Annotated in this window: 13 protein-coding genes; 9 read left to right on the top strand and 4 right to left on the bottom strand. The window is 65.6% G+C overall.

Translation table 11 applies throughout. The features are described 5' to 3' along the window. Positions 1-13 precede the first annotated feature (13 nt). Positions 14-1,525, top strand: coding sequence for an L-arabinose isomerase (gene araA / locus BUC15_RS04030; RefSeq protein WP_073186267.1), 1,512 nt, complete (start codon positions 14-16; stop codon positions 1,523-1,525). Between the two features lie 147 nt (positions 1,526-1,672). Continuing rightward, positions 1,673-2,791 carry a baeRF11 domain-containing protein gene (locus tag BUC15_RS04025; RefSeq protein WP_073186266.1) on the top strand — a complete coding sequence of 373 codons (1,119 nt, stop codon included), beginning with the start codon at positions 1,673-1,675 and terminating at the stop codon, positions 2,789-2,791. Positions 2,792-2,858: 67 nt separating this feature from the next. On the opposite strand, the gene BUC15_RS04020 is transcribed toward BUC15_RS04025, so the two are convergent. Both BUC15_RS04020 and arfA read right to left on the bottom strand, forming a co-directional pair. Further along, positions 2,859-3,887: an arabinan endo-1,5-alpha-L-arabinosidase gene (locus BUC15_RS04020; protein WP_073186265.1), complete on the bottom strand. Its 1,029-nt coding sequence runs from the start codon at positions 3,885-3,887 to the stop codon at positions 2,859-2,861. After that, positions 3,884-5,386 carry an arabinosylfuranosidase ArfA gene (gene arfA / locus BUC15_RS04015; protein ID WP_073186264.1) on the bottom strand — a complete coding sequence of 501 codons (1,503 nt, stop codon included), beginning with the start codon at positions 5,384-5,386 and terminating at the stop codon, positions 3,884-3,886. Before arfA ends, BUC15_RS04020 begins: the two co-directional genes overlap by 4 nt. A gap of 210 nt (positions 5,387-5,596) precedes the next feature. On the opposite strand from arfA, the gene BUC15_RS04010 reads away from it, so the two are divergent. The 5 genes from BUC15_RS04010 (at position 5,597) to BUC15_RS03990 (ending at position 10,669) form a co-directional block, all read left to right on the top strand. Continuing rightward, positions 5,597-6,943, top strand: a complete 1,347-nt coding sequence (locus BUC15_RS04010; protein ID WP_073186314.1) for an ABC transporter substrate-binding protein — start codon at positions 5,597-5,599, stop codon at positions 6,941-6,943. Positions 6,944-7,008: 65 nt separating this feature from the next. Further along, positions 7,009-7,917, top strand: coding sequence for a carbohydrate ABC transporter permease (locus tag BUC15_RS04005; protein WP_073186263.1), 909 nt, complete (start codon positions 7,009-7,011; stop codon positions 7,915-7,917). A 7-nt stretch (positions 7,918-7,924) separates the two neighbouring features. Beyond that, a complete protein-coding gene (locus BUC15_RS04000; protein WP_084189355.1) occupies positions 7,925-8,767 on the top strand; it encodes a carbohydrate ABC transporter permease in 843 nt (280 codons plus the stop codon). Position 8,768: 1 nt separating this feature from the next. After that, positions 8,769-10,013, top strand: coding sequence for an arabinan endo-1,5-alpha-L-arabinosidase (locus tag BUC15_RS03995; RefSeq protein ID WP_073186261.1), 1,245 nt, complete (start codon positions 8,769-8,771; stop codon positions 10,011-10,013). Beyond that, positions 10,010-10,669: a DUF624 domain-containing protein gene (locus BUC15_RS03990; protein WP_073186260.1), complete on the top strand. Its 660-nt coding sequence runs from the start codon at positions 10,010-10,012 to the stop codon at positions 10,667-10,669. The genes BUC15_RS03995 and BUC15_RS03990 overlap by 4 nt, the downstream gene beginning before the upstream one ends. A gap of 320 nt (positions 10,670-10,989) precedes the next feature. Here BUC15_RS03990 and BUC15_RS03985 read toward each other — a convergent pair whose 3' ends face one another. Continuing rightward, on the bottom strand, positions 10,990-12,018 hold the full coding sequence (locus tag BUC15_RS03985; protein WP_217652105.1) for a LacI family DNA-binding transcriptional regulator: 1,029 nt from the start codon (positions 12,016-12,018) through the stop codon (positions 10,990-10,992). Between the two features lie 201 nt (positions 12,019-12,219). Here BUC15_RS03985 and BUC15_RS03980 point away from each other — a divergent pair, with 201 nt between their 5' ends. After that, positions 12,220-13,467: a glycoside hydrolase family 27 protein gene (locus tag BUC15_RS03980; protein WP_073186259.1), complete on the top strand. Its 1,248-nt coding sequence runs from the start codon at positions 12,220-12,222 to the stop codon at positions 13,465-13,467. 34 nt (positions 13,468-13,501) lie between these two features. Here BUC15_RS03980 and BUC15_RS03975 read toward each other — a convergent pair whose 3' ends face one another. After that, entirely contained in the window at positions 13,502-14,272 is a 771-nt protein-coding gene (locus BUC15_RS03975; RefSeq protein ID WP_175558242.1) for an MBL fold metallo-hydrolase, read from the bottom strand. Positions 14,273-14,347: 75 nt separating this feature from the next. Between BUC15_RS03975 and hrcA the strand changes: the two genes are divergently transcribed. Next, the gene (gene hrcA / locus BUC15_RS03970; RefSeq protein ID WP_073186257.1) at positions 14,348-15,349 is read left to right on the top strand and encodes a heat-inducible transcriptional repressor HrcA; all 1,002 of its coding nucleotides are present in this window, start codon (positions 14,348-14,350) and stop codon (positions 15,347-15,349) included. Positions 15,350-15,362: the final 13 nt, after the last annotated feature.

Raw genomic sequence — 15,362 nt, 5'->3', positions numbered from 1 at the left:
ATCTGAGAAGCACATGGAATCCCCGTTCGCGAACCGCAAGATCTGGTTCCTCACCGGATCGCAGGACCTCTACGGCCCCGAGGTCCTTGACCAGGTCGAGGCGCAGTCGAAGCAGGTCGTGGCCGACCTGAACGCCGCAGATGAGATCCCCGTCGACATCGAGTGGCGCCCGATCCTGAAGGATCGCGTCTCCATCGAGCGCGCGATGCTCGAAGCCAACGCCGACGAGTCCGTGATCGGCGTCATCGCGTGGATGCACACCTTCTCCCCGGCGAAGATGTGGATCCTCGGCCTCGACGCCCTCGCCAAGCCCATGCTGCACCTCCACACGCAGGCTAACCAGGCGCTGCCGTGGGACTCCATCGACATGGACTTCATGAACCTGAACCAGGCCGCCCACGGCGACCGTGAGTTCGGCTACATCGTCAGCCGCCTCGGCAAGCAGCGCAAGATCGTCGTCGGGCACGCCACCAACGCCGACGTCCGGCACAAGGTCGCCGTTTGGGCACGGGCCACCACGGGCTGGGCCGAGCTGCGCACCCTGCGGCTGACCCGTTTCGGCGACAACATGCGAAACGTCGCCGTCACCGAAGGCGACAAGACCGAGGCCGAGCACAAGCTGGGCGTCTCCGTGAACACGTGGGGCGTAAATGAGCTGGTCGCCGCAGTCGAAGCGGTCTCCGAGGCCGACATCGACGCACTCGTGGCCGAGTACGAGGAGCTCTACGAGGTTGCGGCCGAGCTGCGCGCGGGCGGGGAGCGCCACGAGTCCCTGCGCTACGGCGCCCGCCAGGAACTGGCGCTGCGTTCCTTCCTCGACGAGGTCGGGGCCAAGGCGTTCACCACCACATTCGAGGACCTCGGCGGTCTGAAGCAGCTACCCGGCCTCGCCGTGCAACGGCTGATGGCCGACGGCTACGGCTTCGGCGCGGAAGGCGACTGGAAGACCGCGGTTCTCGTGCGCCTCGCCAAGGTGATGGGCCACGGCCTGCCCGGTGGCGCGTCGCTGATGGAGGACTACACCTACGAACTCACCCCCGGCAAGGAGAAGATCCTTGGCGCCCACATGCTGGAGGTCTGCCCGTCGCTGACCACCTCGAAGCCGACGCTTGAGATCCACGAGCTCGGCATCGGTGGGCGTGAGGATCCGGTGCGTCTGGTGTTCAACACCGATGCCGGCGCCGGCATCGTCGTAGCTCTTTCCGACCTGCGGGACCGGTTCCGGATGACGGCCAACCTGGTCGACATCGTCGAGCCCGATCAGCCGCTGCCGAACCTCCCGGTGGCCCGCGCCGTCTGGGTTCCGCAGCCGAACCTGCCTACCTCGGCGGAGTGCTGGATCGCGGCCGGAGCCGCCCACCACACCGTCATGTCGACCGGTGCCGGCCTTGAGGAGTTCCAGGACTTCGCCGACATCGCCGACATCGAGCTGGCGCTCATCGACGATTCGACCACGACTCGCGGTTTCCTCAACGAACTGCGCTACAACGCGGTCGTACACAAGTTCACCGACGGCCTCCGCTGAGGACGCGTCAGGTGGGCTGAGCAGCGCCCACCACAGGACCCCCGGTGGCCATCCGCCGGGGGTCCTGTGTGTCCGGCCCGCTGAAACCCACCTCGAACCAGCCCCTGGGAAGGGCTGCTAGCGTGGAGGAGAACAGGAAGGTAGGACATGTCCGAACAAAACGTTCACCCCAGCCTCGAGCAGCTGCTCGACCTGGCCCGCCCCCACGAGACGGCCGTCACGATCTATGCGAGCACGAGCCCGGAAGACCGGGACAAGAGCAAACTGGTGGTCAAGGCCGCATTTGACGAGGCCATCCGCGAGTTGCGTGTCGGCGGCGTCTCCCGCTCGACGGAGGAGGAACTGCGAAGGCGCTGGGCGCAATACGAAGACAGCCTCCTCTGGGGCAAGCTCTCATCGTCGATCGTGCTGCTGCTCGCCGACGACGTCGACGAGTTGTTCGTACTGCCGAACCGGTTCGAGGACCGCGTACAGGTCGGGACCTACTTCGACCTGAGCCAACTCGTCCGGGCCGCCACGACGCCCCAGGAGGCGTTCGGGCTCACGCTGTCCCAGAACGGCTGGAACCTGTGGCACGGCACCGCAACCCGACGGGCCGAGGAGATGGTCCTGGCCGGGGAGCACCCGACAGACGTGGCAGACGCGACGAACCGCGCGACCGTCCGCGACCGCGGATATGTCGGCCGCCTCGTCGGGGATGAGGGGCGCACCGTCCTCCTCGAGACCTATGCGTCCCGCGTCGCGGAGTCCGTGGTCTCCGAACTACCCGCAGGCAACGGGTCTGCTCCGCTGTTCGTCTTCGCCACCTCACCGCTGCTCGAGCTCTATCTCTCTGCCGACCGGACCGGTCGCACGCTTGTCGTCTCGGAGGGCTCGCCCGATGCGCTTGGGGCGCACGACGTCGACGCCGCGATGCGCGCCGGGTTGCCCACCGTCAACGCCGACGTCATCAATGACCGGCTCGACCGGCTGGGGGATGGCATCGCGCACGGCACGGTCGCGCGGGACCTGGCAGACATCGCGAAGGCCGCCTCCCTCGGCGCCGTCGAAACCCTGATCTACGACGTCACTTCTGACGTCACCGGCGAGGTGGACCTGGTAACCGGCGCCCTGAGCTACTCCGACGACGGCTACCACGTGCTTTCGCGGCTGGCCCTCCAGGTGTTGGACACGGGTGGGCAGGTCTTCGCCGTCCGTCCCGAAGAGATCCGATCGGCCACCTGGATCGCACCCGCCGTCGCGGGGTTGCGGTTCGCACTGGCCTGAGTCTCGACAAGGTCGGCTGGCCCGTCAGGTCATCGTGACAGACCTGGGCCGGTGCTGTTGCGCGGGCTCACTCCACGTAGAAGGGCATCTCTGCGGCTTCTGCCTGGGTCGCGACGACCGGCCAACCGTCGCGCCAAGCCAGGGTGCGAAGGGCCAGGGTCGGCGCGCCACCTGCCTCGGCGTCATAGAAGTGGAACGCGATCCTGTCGCCCACCACGGACTGCCCTCCCGGGCCGATCTGGTCGCCGACGCTCTCAAGCAGCATGGTGCCCCCGCCGTCGGCCAGGTCATTTCCCGCCTTGTCGAGATAGGGCCCCTCGGGCGTCTCCGAGCGACCGACGTTGATGTTGTAGGTGCTCGACGTGCCGGAACAGCATTTGTCGAAGGAGACGAAAAGGAAGTAGTAGCCGTCGTGGCTGATGAGAGAAGGCGCCTCGATGGCGTTGGTACTGGTGCCGCGGCTCGCGATCGTCACAGGTTGCGCCCCAGCTTCAAGCCCGCCTGACGGGAAGTCGAGCGCGACCAGCTGGACGCCTCCCCAGAACGAGCCGAATGCCAGCCAGCCGTTGCCGTCGGTGTCGAACAGGACCGACGGATCGATCGCATTGAAGTTGTCTTCGCCCGTGCTCTGTACGACCAGGCCGCGATCCACCCAGCCGTCCCCCGGGTTGTGCGGGTCGAAGGCGGTATTGGTCATCAGCGCGATCACGGAGGTGTTCGAGCCGAAGGTCGAGGCCGCATAGTAGAGGTACCAGGTCTCTTCGACCCTGACCAGCTCCGGCGCCCAGAAGTTGGTGACGCCGGGCACGATCTCCCGGATCCATTCTGGTTCGGTGGCCGGTGTCCAGGCCTCACCGGTGTGTTCCCAGGTCGCACCTCCGTCGTCGGAGGTGCGGATCTGGATCGCGCCCAACCCGATGCGTTCGTCGCCGGTGGACGCGATGACCCAGGGGAGGCCCTCGTCGTCGAGGGCCAGGCCGGGGTCGTGCACGTTGATGTCCCCCGAGACCTCGATGGGCTCTGCCCACTCGGGGTCGGCCGAACATCCGACCACCGCAAGCACGGCGGCGAGGGCGAGCGCGATCCAGCGTCTCATCGCGCCGCCAGCCGGACCATGGTCCAGGAGGCGGGTGGGAGGGTGAGCTCCACCAGGGCCCCGTCGAGCTTCACAGACCGGTTTGGCAGCGGGACGACCGTGTCGTCGTCCTCCGCGCTGGCCTGGTAGCGGGGGTCGTCGTTGCTCAGCGTCAGGGCCTCGATCAGGTCGTGCTCCTGACCGCGCAGGTCTAGCGAGGTGGTGACCGACTCGTCGAGGGAGCGGTTGACCAGGAACACCGTGAGGTTGCCGTCGCCGGACGTGGCGACCGCGTCGAGGGCAGGGATCGTGCCGAACTCCGTGGTCGGCAGCTGCGGGGAATCGAGGTGGACGCGGAGGACCTCGCCGGAGGCGTGGCGGGCGGTCAGTGCGAACGGGTGGAAGATCGTCTGCTTCCACGCCTTCCCGCCTGGCACCGTCATGATGGGGGCGATCACGTTGACAAGTTGAGCCAGGTTGGCGGACCAGACGCGGTCGGTGTGTCGCAGAAGGCTGATCAGGAGGTTGCCCACGACGACCGCGTCGGCTACGGAGTAGTTGTCCTCCAGCAGCACCGGCGCAACCGGCCAGTCGTCGCCTGTCGGGGGCTTTGATTCGGCGCGATCCTGGTACCAGACGTTCCACTCGTCGAAGCTGATGCCGATCACCTTTTCCGACTTGTTCGCGGCGCCAACAGCGTCGGCGGTGGCTGCGACCTGTTCGATGAAGCGGTCCATGTCGACGGCGCTGCCGAGGAAGCTCTGGAGGTCATCGCCCCGCTCCCAGTAGTACGCATGCGCCGAGACCATGTCGACGAACTCCCACGCCTGCGTCAGCACGGTGCGCTCCCACTCGCCGAAGGTCGGCATCGCCCGTGACGACGAACCGCAGGCGACGAGCTCGATCGAGGGATCCATCATGCGCATGGCGCGTGCGGTCTCGGCCGCGAGTCGCCCATACTCGTGGGCTGTCTTGTGGCCGATCTGCCAAGGGCCGTCCATCTCGTTGCCGAGGCACCACATCTTGACGCGATAGGGCTCATCGGCGCCGTTGGCGCGGCGGCGTTCGGCGATGGCCGAATCTGCCGGAATGTTGCAGTACTCCAGCAGGTCGAGCGCGGCCTCTGTCCCGCGCGTGCCGAGGTTGACGGCCATCATCGGCTCGATGCCTGCCTTGGCCGCCCATTTCATGAACTCGTCGGTGCCGACGGTGTTCGGGTCCATCGAATGCCAGGCCAGATCGAGGCGGCGGGGACGCTCCGCGACGGGTCCGACCCCGTCCTCCCAGCGGTAGCCCGAGACGAAGTTCCCACCCGGGTAGCGGATGGTGGAGACCCCGAGCTCGCGGGTCAGGGCCAGGACATCCTCGCGGAAGCCGTCCTCATCAGAGGTCGGGTGACCGGGCTCATAGATGCCCGTGTAGACGCACCTTCCAAGATGCTCCACGAACGACCCGAAGGTCCGACGGCGCACGGGGCCGACGGTGAAGGCGGGGTCGACTACTAGTGAGGCTGAACGCATGATCTTCTCCTGCTGGCTACAATGCCTACAACGATGTACAACAATCTTCCCTCACCGATGATCTCCAGTCAATAGCGGATTGACTAGGCTTGCTGCTAGCCTTCTCGCAAACCTGTTGACGAACGCCATTCATCGTAGTAATAATTCTCTGAGGGATGACCTGGAGGCAGAGCAAGGATGCTCACCGGGGATCCACAGAAGGAGACAGAGATGAACATTCGTCGACGCAGCTTCCTCCTCGGAACTGGTGGGATCGCCATGACCGCCGGGTTGAGCGCCTGCGGCAATTCCAGCCAGCCGGGTGGCACGACATCGGACGGGCGCCCGGAACTGACCTACATGTACCGGGGCGGCGAGGACGAGCGCGCCGCCTACAACATCGCCATCAAGGCGTTCGAGGAGGCCAACGACTGTTCCGTCAAGGTGATCGTCACCGACGCGGACCAGTACACGACCAAGCTTCAGGCTGCCATCACCGGCAACCAGGTGCCCGACGTCTTCTACCTTGAGCAGGGTTCGGTGATGGCGTTCGCCACCAACCACGTGGTGCGCGACATCACCGCCGAGGTCGAGGCCTCCGGCGTCGACCTGGACAACGTCTGGGCCTACGGCGTCAACTCATACCGCTTCGACGGTGAACGGGTCGGCCAGGGTGCGATGTACGGCATGCCCAAGGACATCGGCCCGTTCTCGTTCGGCTATAACCGGACCATGTTCGAAGCGGCCGGAATCCCGCTGCCCGATCCCGAAAAGCCCTACACCATGGACGAGTTCCGGGCCGTCGCCAAGCAACTGACCACAGACACCAACGGCGACGGCGAACTGGACCAGTGGGGGACGGGGCTAAACGTGACCTGGAACCTCCAGGCGTTCGTATGGTCCAATGGCGGCGACTGGGTCGATGAGGCGAAGACGACGGTCACCGTCGACAAGCCCGAGTTCGTCGAGGCGCTGCAGACGTTCGCCGACATCCAGAACGTGGACAAGTCCACCCCCTCGATCGCCGAGGCGCAGACCCTCGACACCTATCAGCGCTGGATGAAGGGCGAGATCGGCTTCTTCCCCGTCGGCCCCTGGGACGTGTCGACCTACACCAAGCTCGACTTCGACTGGGACCTGATCCCCTATCCCGTCATGGGCACGGGGGAGACGGCCACCTGGGTCGGGTCGCTCGGTATCGCGGTGGCACAGAGCACCGACCACCCCGACCTTGCGGCAAAGCTCGCCGTGTACCTCTCCACGAACGAGGAGGCCCAGCGGCAACTCTGGAAGGCCGGAGTCCAGGTCCCGAACCTCATCGACATGGCCACGAACGAGTTCGCAACGAGCGAAGGCATGCCGGAGAACAAGGCCGAGTTCCTGAACATCATCCAGGAGACCGGACGGGCGCTTCCGGCCGCTACCACATGGAGCGGTGAGTGGTACGACGAGTTCTGGGTCGGAATCCAGCCCGTGCTGGACGGGAAGAAGAGCGCTGCGGACTACTGCAAGGAAGTCCAGCCGCGCATGCAGGAGAAGTTGGACGCCGCCAACCAGCAGGCTGAACAGAACCGCTGATCGATCGGCCGGTGCGGGTCCACGCGACCTGCACCGGCCCCCGAGCAGGTATCCAGAGGATCCACATGACCACGACCGCCCTGCCGCGCACCAAGAGCCGGCTTTACCGCACCGAGCACCGCGTCGCGCTGCTCTTCGTCGCCCTACCGCTGATCGGGTTCGCGCTGTTCACGGCGTTCCCGCTCGGCTACTCCATCTACGCCTCGCTCACCAACATGAACGGCCTCGGAGTACAGGATTGGGTGGGTTTCGACAACTACACGAGGCTGCTGAAGGACCCCTACTTCTGGCAGGCGATGGGAAACACCTTCTTCTACATGATCGGCATCCCGATCGGTCTGGTTCTCTCGCTCGTTCTGGCTCTGGCCATGAACCGGAAGATGTTCGGAAGAAGCTTCTTCCGGGCCATCTACTATGTTCCTGTGGTCTCGTCGCTCGCCGCGATCGCCATCTTGTGGCAGTGGGCCTTCAACGGTGACTTCGGGCTGGTCAACCAGATGCTCGGGTTCTTCGGGATCGACGGCCCAAACTGGCTGCAGGATGCCGCCTGGTCAAAGCCTGCGATCATCATCATGTCCGTATGGAAGGGCCTCGGCTATTCCATGCTGCTGTACCTGGCCGCCATCCAGTCCGTTCCCCGGAGCCTCTACGAAGCGGCCGCGATCGACGGGGCGAACTCGTGGCGGCAATTCTGGAGCATCACGCTCCCGATGGTCAGGCCCGTCACCTTCTTCCTGGTGGTGACCAACATCATCGGCGGGGCGCAGATCTTCACCGAGATCAACATCATGACGCCTACCGGTGGCCCGGAATGGAGCACGGCCTCGATCGTCTGGTACATCTGGCAGAAGGCCTTCAAGAACCTCCAGATGGGCTACGCATCCTCGATGGCGGTCGTGCTGGGGATCATCATTTTCATCGTGACGTTGATCCAGTTCCGTCTCAATGCCCGCAACCAGGTGGAGGTCGACTGAGATGGCCATGTCACGCAAGTCCAAGTACGCAACTGGCAACATCGTCGTCTCGATCCTGCTGGCGCTTGGCGGCATCATCATGGTCGCGCCGCTGGTGTGGATGCTGTCCACCTCTCTCAAGACCAAGGAATCGGTGTTCGCGCTCCCGCCGGAGTGGATCCCACGACCCGCACAGTGGGAGAACTATCTGCGGGTCTGGGAGGCCGGTCCGCTCGCATCCGGTATCGCAAACTCGATGATCGTGAGCTTCTCCGTCACCATCATCGGCACCATCGCCTCCACCATGGCCGCCTTTGCTTTCGCGAAGCTGCGCCTCCCCGGAAAGAACGCCATCTTCATCGGGTTGCTGGCGGGGTTGATGATCCCCATGCCCACGCTGCTGATTCCGCAGTTCATCATGTTCTCGACCATCGGATGGGTCGATACGCTGCTGCCGCTGATCATTCCCGGGTTGTTCGGAAACATCATGATGATCTTCTTCCTCCGGCAGTACCTGGCCTCAACGCCCGACTCGGTCATCGAGGCTGCCAAGATCGACGGCGCAGGGTACGTGAGGATCTTCACCACGATGATCCTGCCCCTGATCCGGCCGGCCATAGCCGCACAGTTCATCCTGTGGTTCATGGCCGTCTGGAACGACTACATCGGTCCTGTCATCTACCTCAACAGCCCAGAGAAGATGACGTTGCAGCTCGTGATCGCCAACTTCAACGCGGCGTACGCGATCCAGACCGACTACCCGTTGATCATGACCGCATCGGTGATCGCATTGGTGCCGATCTTCGCGATCTTCGTTGCTTTCCAGCGTCAGATCATCGAATCGGTCGCTCTGACCGGGACAAAGGGCTGACATGGAACCCGATTACCTGAGACGCGCCGTCGGCACCGCCCATTGGGTCGATCCTGGCCTGGACGGCGCGCATGATCCGACCATCGTCCGTGACCGGGACGGTGGCTACGTGATGGTCTCGACAGACACGGCCGTCGGTGGGCCGGGCGTCGGCGCGCAGTTGCGGCTCTCCGACGACCTGATCACGTGGCGCTGGGGTGGGCATGCCTTCGACGGCGTGCCCAGGCAGGCCGCCGACTGGAGCGGAGCCGAGGGCCTTTGGGCCCCCGAGGTGGTGCGGCGAGGTGATGAGTTCCGGATGTACCATTCGGCCTCCACCTTCGGGTCGCGGACCTCGGCCATCTCGTTGGCCACGGCCCCGAGCGCCAGGGGACCATGGGTCGATCAGGGGGTGGTGGTGCGGACCGAACACCACACGTCGGAGGTCAACGCCATCGACGCCGCGGTCACCACAGACTCCGAGGGCCGGGACTGGTTGTTCTTCGGGTCCTTCTTCGGCGGTCTGCGGGTACTTCCCCTCGACGCCGACGGCAGGCCGGTGCGCACAGACGATCTCGGCGTACCGGTCGCCCAGCGGGCAGCGTCCATCAACGGCGCCATCGAAGGTGCCCACGCGCTGTGGAACCGGGACCACGGTCACTACTACCTGTTCAGCTCCTTCGACTCGCTCTTCGACACCTACCACGTGCGCGCGGCCAGGAGCCGGGCCATCACCGGCGAGTATCGCGACGCCCAGCAGCGCTCCATGATGCACAGGCAGGAACCACCGGAACCGACCGGAAACCTGCTTATCGGCAGCCATGTTGACGTCGAGGGTCGGACGTGGGTGGCCCCTGGGCACAGTTCGCATCTCCTCGACGGCGAGCGTGCATTCCTGGTTCACCACGTCCGATACGGGGCCGATCCGGATAGCCACTGCGCCCAGATCCGCCAGCTTGCCTGGACGAGAAGCGGCTGGCCGGTCGTCTCTCCCGTGGTCTTCGGCGGGCAGCCCGACTCGCAGGCCGAGCCCCCCGCGAGATGGGTGGCGACCCGGTTCATCGACGGCGTCACCGACCCTGTCGAGCCGACGCCGACCACCGTCGAGCTGGGCGTCATCGATCGACAAGGGCGGGTTCGCGTCGTCGTAGACGGGGTGAGCCTGGTCGGCGTCGCGTTCACCGACCTATCCGCGGAAGGCCCCGTCCTGAGCGTCTCGGCGCTCGACCGGTCGGGGCAGGCCGTCTGGTTACAGGGGGAGCGATGAGCACGGCCGCCAAGTCGGAGGGGGGCGGTTGGGCCGTCACCGTCATGCGGTGGCTCGGTTGGCTGACCGCACCGGTAGAGATCGGCTTGGCGTTCCTGCTCGGCCTGTTGGCGGGGGGAGTGGTCCTCGGTTTCGCCCCCGCGTGCCGCGCGGCCGTGGCCATGTCGAGGGCACAACTGACCCCGGAAGGCGACGGGACTCCCTGGCGCGACGCGGTCACCGCCTGGCGATCATCCTTTTGGAGCTCACAGCGTCGATTGGCCCCTTGGGGCCTGGTCGCGCTGGTCCTGTCCACTGAGATCATCCTCGCATTCCTCGGCGTGTTGCCCGGCGGCTGGGTCGTGTCGGTACCGCTCCTGCTCTTCGGAGGCTACTTCGTCCGTGCCCTCGCGCTGCGGGTCGTGCTGATGGACCCCCCGCGAAACGCACTGCCGGTCGAGGTCCCTTGGCGCGCCGCCATCGTGCTTCCCGCGGTGAAGGTGGGTTCGACCCTGATCCTGTTTCCCGTCTGCGTGGCCGTCCTACTGCTCCTGCTCGCCCAGCCTGCGATCGGTATCACCTTCGGCCCGGGCCTCGTGATGCTCACCGCCACCTGGCTAGCGGTCCGAGACCTGGAGACCCTTGGCCCTCGCATAACTGAACACCACCATAAGTAGGTGGGCAGTCGTTCTTCGGCGAGGCGGTGGTGGGGCTCACTGGTCGTTCGTCCCTTGGGAGCGCGGGGGCTGATGATCCTCGCGGACACCAGCGGTGTTGCTCGATACCAGCGGTATACGCCTGGTGACGAGCTATTCCGTTGGCGTCGACGCCATTTCCCTGGTGTCGAGGCCTTTTCCCTGGTGTCGACGCCACATCGCTGGTGACAAGCCATCCACTTGGTTGCGATGTCATTTGAAGAGTCAACTATCCACGCAGGCCGGGCCTCGTTCTCCATAACGCCGAACACCTCGGGAAACCGACGCGGGACGTCGATGGATCAAGCAGGCAAACCGGTGGACTCCCGGACGATCAACTCGAACTCCGCGTCGACCCTGACAAACCGGTCGGGGTCGTCGGAGCCATCGGCCCGGGCCTCGATCCGCTTGGCTAGCAGGTCGACGGCGCGCTCAGCGATCTGCTCTCGTCCAGGGGAGATCGTGGACAGGGTCGGCGAGGTGTATGCCGCATCCTCGATGTCGTCGAAGCCGATCAGCGCGACGTCCCCTGGGATCGACCGGCCAGCCTCGTGCAGCTCATGCAGGCAGCCGATCGCGAGCGCGTCGTTGAGGGCGAACACGGCGTCGAACGGGGTCCCTGATGCGAGCAGGTCATGCATGGCGGCGGCGCCGGTGGCACGGTGCCAGAGCCCGGTTTCCCGGATCAGTGCCTGATCGACAGGCAGACCGGCCCGGATGAGGGCCTCCATGTAGCCGCGTTGCCGCAGTGCGGCAGATCCGACCACCTCGCCCGCATGGCTCCCGACAAGAGCAATCCGAGTACGCCCCCGGTCGATCAGATGCGTGGTGGCGGCGCGGGCCGCCTCGACGTTGCTCATGGTCACGTGGTCGTTGCCATGGTCGAAGACCCGCTCTCCCAGGACCACCAGCGGGTACTCGACCCGCAGTTGGCGCACATCATCCTGACCGAGCGCCAAGGGCGAGAAGATCAGGCCGTCCAGAAGGTGACGAACCGAGCCGTGCAGCACATCGATCTCGCGTTCCCGCTGCGAGTTCGTCTGCTCGATCAGCACCCGCAGGCCCCGCTTCTCCGCGGCGACGATCACCGAGTCGGCGAGTTCGGCGAAATAGGGCAACTTCAGTTCCGGCAGCGCCAGCCCGATGAGTCCGGTGCGACCGCGACGGAGGTTACGGGCCGTCAGGTTCGGCTCATAGCCGAGTTGCGCGATGGCCTTCTCGACCTTTGCCCTGGTCCCGGCGCTGATGTGCGGATAGTCGTTCACGACGTTCGAAACGGTCTTGATGGACACCCCGGCCAGGCGCGCCACATCCTGCATCGTCGTTGCCACAGGCACTCCTCCAGATCGACTTGCGATGCACCAGACGGTTCATCTTCACCGGGTTCCAACTCGTCGGTGGTCAGGCTATACCCAGGAGGTGCCGAAGGGCCCCGATAGGGTGGCCGGGGGTGGCCCGTGTCCCATCCCGGAACGCGGGCAAGAGAAGCCGAGGCGCGATATGCATCAGGCCGCTGATCGTGGAGGTGTGAGATGACCAGACCACCGCTTGGCTGGAACTCGTGGGACTGCTTCGGCGGGTCGGTCACAGAGGCAGAGGTGCTGAGCAACGCCGAGTTCATGGCTGCGCACCTGCTGCCCCATGGCTGGGACCATGTGGTCGTCGACATCCAATGGTATGAGCCGGACCCGGGCTTCAACGACTACCGGGTGCGGTCGTCGGCGATGCTCGATGCCAACGGTCGGCCGCAGCCCGCGATCAACCGTTTCCCCAGCGCAACGGACGGTAGGGGATTCACGTCTCTCGCCAACCGGATCCATTCCCTTGGGCTCAAGTTCGGAGTCCACCTCATGAGGGGCATTCCGCGCCGTGCGGTCGCCGCCGACCTGCCGATCGCGGGCGCTCCGTACACGGCACGCGAGATCGCCGATCAGGAAAACCGGTGCCCCTGGAATCCCGACAACGACGGGGTGGATGCCTCCCATCCGGGCGCCGCGCAGTGGTACGACTCCCTGATCGCCATGCTCGCCGACTGGGGGGTCGACTTCATCAAGCTGGACGACGTCCTCTACCCGCCGGTGCAACGCGCCGAGATAAAGCTCATCTCGGAGGCCATCGGGCGCACCGGGCGAGACATCTCGCTCTCGTTGTCCCCGGGCAGGGAACTGTCCCTCGAACAGCTCGACTTCCTGCGTACGCACTCGGCGATGTGGCGCGTCTCGGACGACCTTTGGGACGACTGGTCGGCCGTGCTGGAACAGTTCCAGCGGGCCGCCCGCTGGGCCCCGTTCCAAGGCGATGCGGGGTTTGCCGACCTCGACATGCTGCCCCTTGGCCGAATCGGGCTCCGGGCCCATGTGGGCACCGAGCGGGACTCGAACCTGACCCCTGCCGAACAGCGCACCATGGTCACGCTGTGGTCGATCGCACGCTCTCCCATGATGTTCGGCGGGCACCCGCCGTACTCGGCTCAGGAGACGGTGGACCTACTCACCAACGACGCGGTGCTCGCCGTGAACCAGCGCTCCGACCACAACCGCGAGATCATCCGCGACGGCGACCTGATCATCTGGGCGGCAACCCTCGACGGCGACCAGGTTCGCGCCGTGTTCTGGCTCGGTGACGAACCGACGACCAGATCGATGCACCGCTTCGACCTCGGGGTCGCAGACACCGACCATGCCATTGACCTGTGGTCGGGTGCCCGGATTCCCGTGCGGTCCGGATGGCTCAGTGTCGACCTCGAACCACATGACGCGGTCCTGCTGCGCCTCTCCTGACAGATCGGGTGGTCGATTGTGGCGACCCGGAGGCTCAGATGTTGAGGATTGGCAGTTGGGTGCGAGGTTCGACACCCTTCGCTGCAAGTTCCGCGTAGGCCTTCGGTAGCGCCACTGCGAGCATCTCAGCGCTGAACGGCCACTGGGTCGCCGCGGCGGCGTCCCCGACCTTCACCCCCTGCTGGATCAGCATCTCGGTCTGGCTGTAGATCATCGCGATCTCTGCTCGCTGCACGAACGCGAAGTCGCGGTCGACGACCTTGCCGTGCCCGGGCACGAAGCGGGTCGCGCCGGTGCTGGCTCCAAGGGCACCGTCGAGGACGGTTGGCCAGTTGCTCAACGAAGTCGTGTCGTCGACCTGAGGGTCGCCACCCTCCTCGAGCAGGTCGCCGGCAAAGATGACACTTTCGCCAGGGACGAAGACGAGCACGTCGCTTCGGGTGTGTGCCTCACCGAAGTGGATCATCTCCACCCGCTGGCCTCCAAGGTCCACAGCCACGGCCATCGAGAATTGACGCGTTGGGGCGAACGCCTCGAGGTTCTCGTGCGCGATGCTCGTCACCTGACCCATCCCGGCGACCCCTCCGCTGTGATCGTCGTGGTCATGCGTGACCACGACGTGCGAAACTGGCACGCCCGCCAGTTCGGCGGCCGACTCGATCAGCTCACGACCCTGTTCGGGGGTGTTGCCAGAGTCGACCAGCAGGGCCGAGTCGGCCCCGACGACCAACCCGACGTTTACCCCATGGGGTTCGACTCTGGTTACGAAGACGCGATCGGTGACAGGGGTCCAGACAGGGGTCATGCGTTCCATCGTAGAGGGACTACACTGGCACTCGACATTTGAGAGTGCCAGCAGCCGAGCGCGACAGGAGGTGCCATGCTCGACGACCGCAAACTTGACGTTCTGAAGGCCATCGTCACCGACTATGTCGCCAGCCGGGAGCCCGTCGGCTCGAAGGCTCTGGTGGAGCGGCACCAGCTGAAGGTTTCGGCCGCGACCGTCCGCAACGACATGGCCGCTCTGGAGGAGGAGGGCTACATCACGCAGCCCCACACCAGCGCCGGCCGGATCCCCACAGACAAGGGCTACCGGCTCTTCGTCGACCGGCTGGCACAGATCAAGCCGCTGTCCCAGGCCGAACGCGTCGCGATCACGAGCTTCATGAACGGCACCGCCGACATCGACGACCTGGTCGGACGCACGGTGCGCCTGCTGGCTCAGCTGACCCGTCAGGTCGCGATCGTGCAGTACCCGGTGGCGCAGCGTGACGAGGTCCGTCACGTCGACCTCGTGCCGCTGACCCTCGACCGGATGCTCGTGATAGTCGTGTCGTCGTCTGGGCGGGTCGACCAGACGATGGTCGAGGGACCGGTTCTGGCCGAGCAGTCACTGACCACCCTCCGCCAGCAGGTCGCGGCGGCCGTGGTCGGCCGTTCCACCGCCGACGCTGCCACCGCGCTTTCCGGGTTCCTCGATTCGATGGCCCCGATGGATCGGGCGATCATCGCTCCGATCATCGCCTCTGTGCTTGAGACCATCGCGGCCAAACCCGCCGCACACGTCCTGGTCGCGGGGGTGCCGAACCTCGCGGGCGCCGAGTTCGAAACCAACCTCCGCCCGCTGCTCGAGGCATTGGAGGAGCAGGTCGTCCTGATGCGGCTGCTGGGTGAGGCCGCGGGCGACGACGTGACGGTCCGGATCGGGCAGGAGAACACCACCCTCGGATTCCACGCGACCAGCCTGGTCGCCGCCGGCTACGGCTCCGATCTGCAGGCCAGCCTCGGAGTCGTCGGCCCGACCAGGATGGACTATCCATCCACCATCGCCGCGGTGCGTGCCGTGGCGCGTTACGTGAGCAGATTCCTCAACGAAGGCTGAAGACCGAAGAGAT

Origin of the sequence: Tessaracoccus bendigoensis DSM 12906 (genome assembly GCF_900141915.1) — a bacterium.
GTDB classification, from domain to species: Bacteria; Actinomycetota; Actinomycetes; order Propionibacteriales; family Propionibacteriaceae; genus Arachnia; species Arachnia bendigoensis.
The sequence above is the reverse complement of the archived record's forward strand: the minus strand, read 5'-3'. Positions and strand labels throughout refer to the sequence as shown.